The 5,092-nt window shown below is 45.1% G+C and carries 2 protein-coding genes; one reads left to right on the forward strand and one right to left on the reverse strand.

Annotation, left to right across the window (positions count from 1 at the left end):
• The first annotated feature begins 366 nt into the window (after positions 1-366).
• On the forward strand, positions 367-660 hold the full coding sequence (locus ACP45E_RS17050; protein WP_017037685.1) for an isoamylase early set domain-containing protein: 294 nt from the start codon (positions 367-369) through the stop codon (positions 658-660).
• 278 nt (positions 661-938) lie between these two features.
• Here ACP45E_RS17050 and ACP45E_RS17055 read toward each other — a convergent pair.
• Positions 939-5,092: type I secretion C-terminal target domain-containing protein (locus tag ACP45E_RS17055; RefSeq protein WP_141707386.1), on the reverse strand; the 4,154-nt coding region annotated here is incomplete at its 5' end.

Raw genomic sequence — 5,092 nt, forward strand, 5'->3', positions numbered from 1 at the left:
TGTATGTATGGGCTTCTAGGCCTAAAGCCATTAACTAGACCCTCAACAACGTGCCCAAATATGGGCACGTTGTCTTTTAAGTACCGCTATCTCTTTCTCACTTCTCATTGCTCATTTCTCTGTCTTTATCTATTTCTATTGCTATTTCTTTTAATAAAACGATGTTTGAACACCTTGACGAACCGGTTTAGTCACGTAAAATCATGCAAAACGAGATACTCAATCAGTTGCACCAAATTGCACCATTTTGCACCATATAAATGCAAATTTGGAGGCAGCATAAAAGCGTCCATAGGATATACAGCACTTTTGGGGTGGCATTCAATTTGCTTTGTTTTAGGTAGTTAACTTCTAATAGGAATAGATATGTTTATTAAACGGTATTTTAAAACAAAAGATGAAGTCGAAGTGACGTTTCAATGGCCAAAGGAAGATCCAGCAGTCACCAGCATTGCCGTGTGTGGCGATTTTAACCAGTGGCAATCAACCCCGATGAAGCTCAACCGCCAAAAAGTATTCACCACTAAAATTCGTCTACCTAAAGAGAAACAGTTTGAGTTTCGCTATCTCATCAACGACCAAGAATGGCAAAATGATCCCGCGGCGGACGGATATGTAGGTAACTCCTACGGGAGTGATAACAGTGTGTTAACGACATAATTCCTTTAAATTCCCCAGGCTATCGCACTCATCACGATAGTTCTGATGACGATGAGCAGCGTTCTCCGCCATAGATATAAAACAGAAAGGCCATGATAATTCATGGCCTTTTACTGACAAAACTCACAGTTTTTTAATTACAGACAACATTATTGCCGAAATAAACAAGATTGCCGAAATAAACAAGATTGCCGAAATAAACAAGACTAAGTTTTGTTTACCAAAAAACCCTCGTCAACAGAGTCATCAACCTAAAAAACCAGTCTACAAAGCTAGCCTCAAAGCTCATGAATAATCACATGTTGATCGAGTAAGGCCGACAGAATATCGCTTGAATCATTGCCCACTAATTGGAGTTGCGGTGCAAGGTCTTCAATCAATATTGATTGCTCTCCTGAACCCACCCCATCAGGGTGGATGGTCAACGTAACGTCATCACCAGAAACCGCAGCGTCGACATGCGCGAGTAGCGTCTCCATGTTGACATTTTCCGCGTTTAACTCGGGCAACACATCTCGAAGATCAATTTTATCGCCCTCTTCAATATGAAAGTCGGTGATTGTGTCCGTCACCCCATTATCGATTTCATGCCATACGAAGGTATCCATTCCGGCTCCTCCCGTCAGCACATCGAAACCAAGGCCACCTTCTAATGTATCGTTACCCTCGCCACCTTCTAACGTATCATCACCCTGCCCACCAAGGAGCATGTCATTCCCTGCACCGCCGACTAGAACGTCATTACCTGAGCCACCTTCTAAACGATCATCACCGCTACCAGAAGTTAAAGCGCTGTTCTCTCCTTCTCCTAGCAGCTGCTGTGCGTCTGTTTTATTCGATGTATTAATCACCGTCGCATCTAGAACAACATTAAGCTGTACATTAACAGGGTCAGAGAATGCGGTGTCTCCATTTGACTCTTCCGATACCGCGATGACGCTTAAAGTATGCTCACCAACGGGAGCACTATCGATTTTTAACGACTCTATGTCCTCAGGGCTTACCGTCCAAACTCCTGCATTAGGGGTTATTTCACCGTTCTCACTGGTTAGCTTAGCCCCATTTGGTAACCCAGAAAGCTGTAATGTCAACGCTTCGGTAGAGTCGGTCAATGCGGCTAATAAGCCCACTATCGCAATGCCATTGGAGCTTGCCGTCTGACTTGCAGTTATGTTTCTGATGTAGTTGAAGTTGGGGTCAACGCTCAAGGTGGGAGCATCTGCCACCGGAGTCACTGCAATGCTGTATTGTTCAGGGTCGCTTTCAATGCTAATTCCTGATGGATTCCCACTGTCTTTGGCGACCACTTGCAAATCAATCGCATTACCCGTGACAAGGCTGGCATCGATGTGGACACCGCTTGGGTCTTCGGGGTTATCCAGTAACGCATTAAGTTCGGTTAAGGTTCCGGTTAACGTCAGCGCATCGCTGTTATCACCAGACACCGATAGCGTCGATCCAGTAGGCAAGCTGACCGACAACACACCATCGCTGACAGTTAGCGTCACCGTCATCAAATCATCGGCAAAGCCGCCAACATAATCTGGGTCACTGATGCTAATCCCGCTGATGAGTTGTCCTTCCGCTTCGTTGATAATATGAGTCACGGTATCGCCATTCACGACCGGTTGGTCATTCACCTCCGTTACACTGATCTGAAATGAGGTTTGATTGCTCAATGAAGCACTCGTACCACTTGAATCGACACTACCGTTGTTTCCGTTGTCAGCGACAACCGCAGTCATGGTGATCGCGCTGCCCGAGTTAATGTCATTACTATCGTCGGCAGGTTTGAAAGTGACATTCCCTGCCGCTAAAGCCGCATTTATATCAGCGACTTTTCCGCTCAGTTGTAACTGATTGCCATCATTCAATATCACGTCAACACCCGGGTACGAAACATATTCCAGCAATCCATCGTGGACATCAGCATCGAAGCTTAACGTTAAGGTGTAGCTGGCATCAGGGTCATCGTAGATTGCATCAATATCGGCAATAGAAAATTGATTTATCGCGATAGTGGTATCTTCTTGAGTTTCTAGATCACTGACAGCCACAAACGTCGGTTGGTCATTGATAGGATCGATGTCGAGCGCAACGTTAATCGTTACTGGGTCACCAAGATGCTCTCCATTCTCCGCATCTTTATCGACAGATTGAATCGTGATCGTCAGTGGGTTTGTAATACCAAGAACACTGCCATCATCACTATTGTGCTCGCCAGAATTGAAGACGATTTTATCCAGTTGCTGTGCTGGAATATCCAGTGTCCATACTTTGGCTGCACTATCAAAGGTGGCCAGTGTTGTACCATCAGAATAATAAATAGACGCGTTATCAGGGACTCCCGTCACCTCAACGCGCAAGACCTCTGGGCCGTTTTCGCTATAGATTCCACTTCCCGAGATAGAATCGACTTTATCGACCACCGACGCGTTAATATCAATATCGATATTAATGCCTTCTGAACCCGCTACCGAATCTGTAGCATCCACATCAATATCATCACCAACTGGCATCACATCCAAAACGAACTTAGGCAAATCGGTTGCAAGCGTTGGGACACCAAGCAACGATTCTTGGGTAAAGACAGCAATACCAAATTCTGCGGTACCGCTGAAGTTTTTGGGCGGTTGAACAGAGATAGCGCCAAGGTCAACAGACGCACCAGCATCCGATGGAATTTTCACGCTCCACACTCCATCGCCGTTATTCTTAACCGTGTAACCTGAGTCGGCCAATAAGAAAAACCCTTCAGGCACTCCCGTTAACTTGAGTGACACAAATTGCTCTGAGCCGTCGAGGTCGATCAGTGAAATGGCAACCGGAGATAATAACGAACCCAGTGACACCACTTGATCTTCATTGGTCGTTATTTGTATCTCTTTTACTGGCTCACCATTTTCATCTACCAATGGGTTGCCATCGGTGTCTGTGACAACAATATCGTCAACCACAGGAATAACGTTAAAGCTTGCTGTGGTTGTGAAGGTATCCGAGTGTTCGGATGACGTTGTAGGTTCAAGTTCATCAAATACAGCGGTATCAGTCACGGTTCCAGTGATAGTCAGGGTGACTTCATTTTGGTCATCATCCCCGGGGTAATTTGGATTTGCTCTAAACAATATATTACTTAGTGCACCGTTGCTTATTTGAGTTGGGTCAAACGTTAATGTCGTACCGATTTTGCTACCATCTGGCGCATAAAATGCACCGACGGAAGGATTGTCTGGTAACGTAATAGTGACCGTAGACAGTGCTTCTTGACCACCTTCTATGCCACTCACTTGATCCGCCAGCTGATAACCTAAGTCAAGCTGTATAAAGCTGTCTTCATAACCGACCTTATCAGGCTGTCCATTATCATCTTGATCAATGGCATTCATGTCATCATCAAGCGATCCCAACACCTCTAGTGTGATTTTGGGATTATTACCCACAACATCGGCAATCGGGTCAACATGGATAATCACATTGCTACTTTCAACGTTCGTATCGCCTGATGTCGTATCTTTGGTGATAACCGTAATAGGCAGCCTAAAGTCACCCGAAAAATCTTTGGGCAATGTTAGCGTTAAACCGTTCAAAGAGCCGACATCGCCTGATTCGGATATAAGAGTTTGAAAAACATATTGCCCATTAACAAAGTCTTCCTCTGCACCCCCAATTGAGATTGGGTAAGTCACGCCATCGATCGTGACGGAATCGTCAATAATAATGGTCACTTCATCTTGTGAGCCGTCTTTGTTACTGAAAGTGATGATGCTATCTAACTGCTCACCTAGATTGACCTGAATATCTTCCGTCGCATCAATGACGCTGTCTGGAGCAATGGTCGTCTTGGCCGCAACTTCCGCACCAGGAGCAACCGTTTCAGGGAATTCAAGGTTAACCGATGTTGATCTGAATTCATTAGGGGAACGTTCGTTGTCGTCCTCACCTTTATCACTCACCAACGTTTCTATTTTCAACTGAAGTTGGTTGATTGTATTTGCATCCGTTTCATCATCAGGCGTTAAATCCAAACCACGCGGTGCACTAATGCTAAACGCAGCTTCATTGGTGATGATCCAGCGTCCATTTCCTTCATACGCAGCACCCGTTACCAGTAGTTGGTCGATAACGCTGTCTTCCAATGCGGTTCCATTTGTATGAGTAAGCTGGATGATGACATCACCAACAACTTCTTCAGAAGACTGATCGGTTTCATTGTATTTAACAACGTATTCACCGCTGAGACTCGAATTCTCTGAGTTGGTGGTAAAACGAATCACTCCCTTATCGTCTGCAGAGATTGGAGGGTATTCAAGTTCACCATTTCCATTCGTAACAGGAGAATAGTCAATATCACCATTTTCATTGGTCACGGTGAGTTTATTGTCGTCATCTTCTGGCTCTACGATTGCGCGAACGACGACATTCACTGTCCCTG

This window comes from Vibrio genomosp. F10 str. 9ZD137 (genome assembly GCF_049974785.1).
Lineage (GTDB): Bacteria > Pseudomonadota > Gammaproteobacteria > Enterobacterales > Vibrionaceae > Vibrio.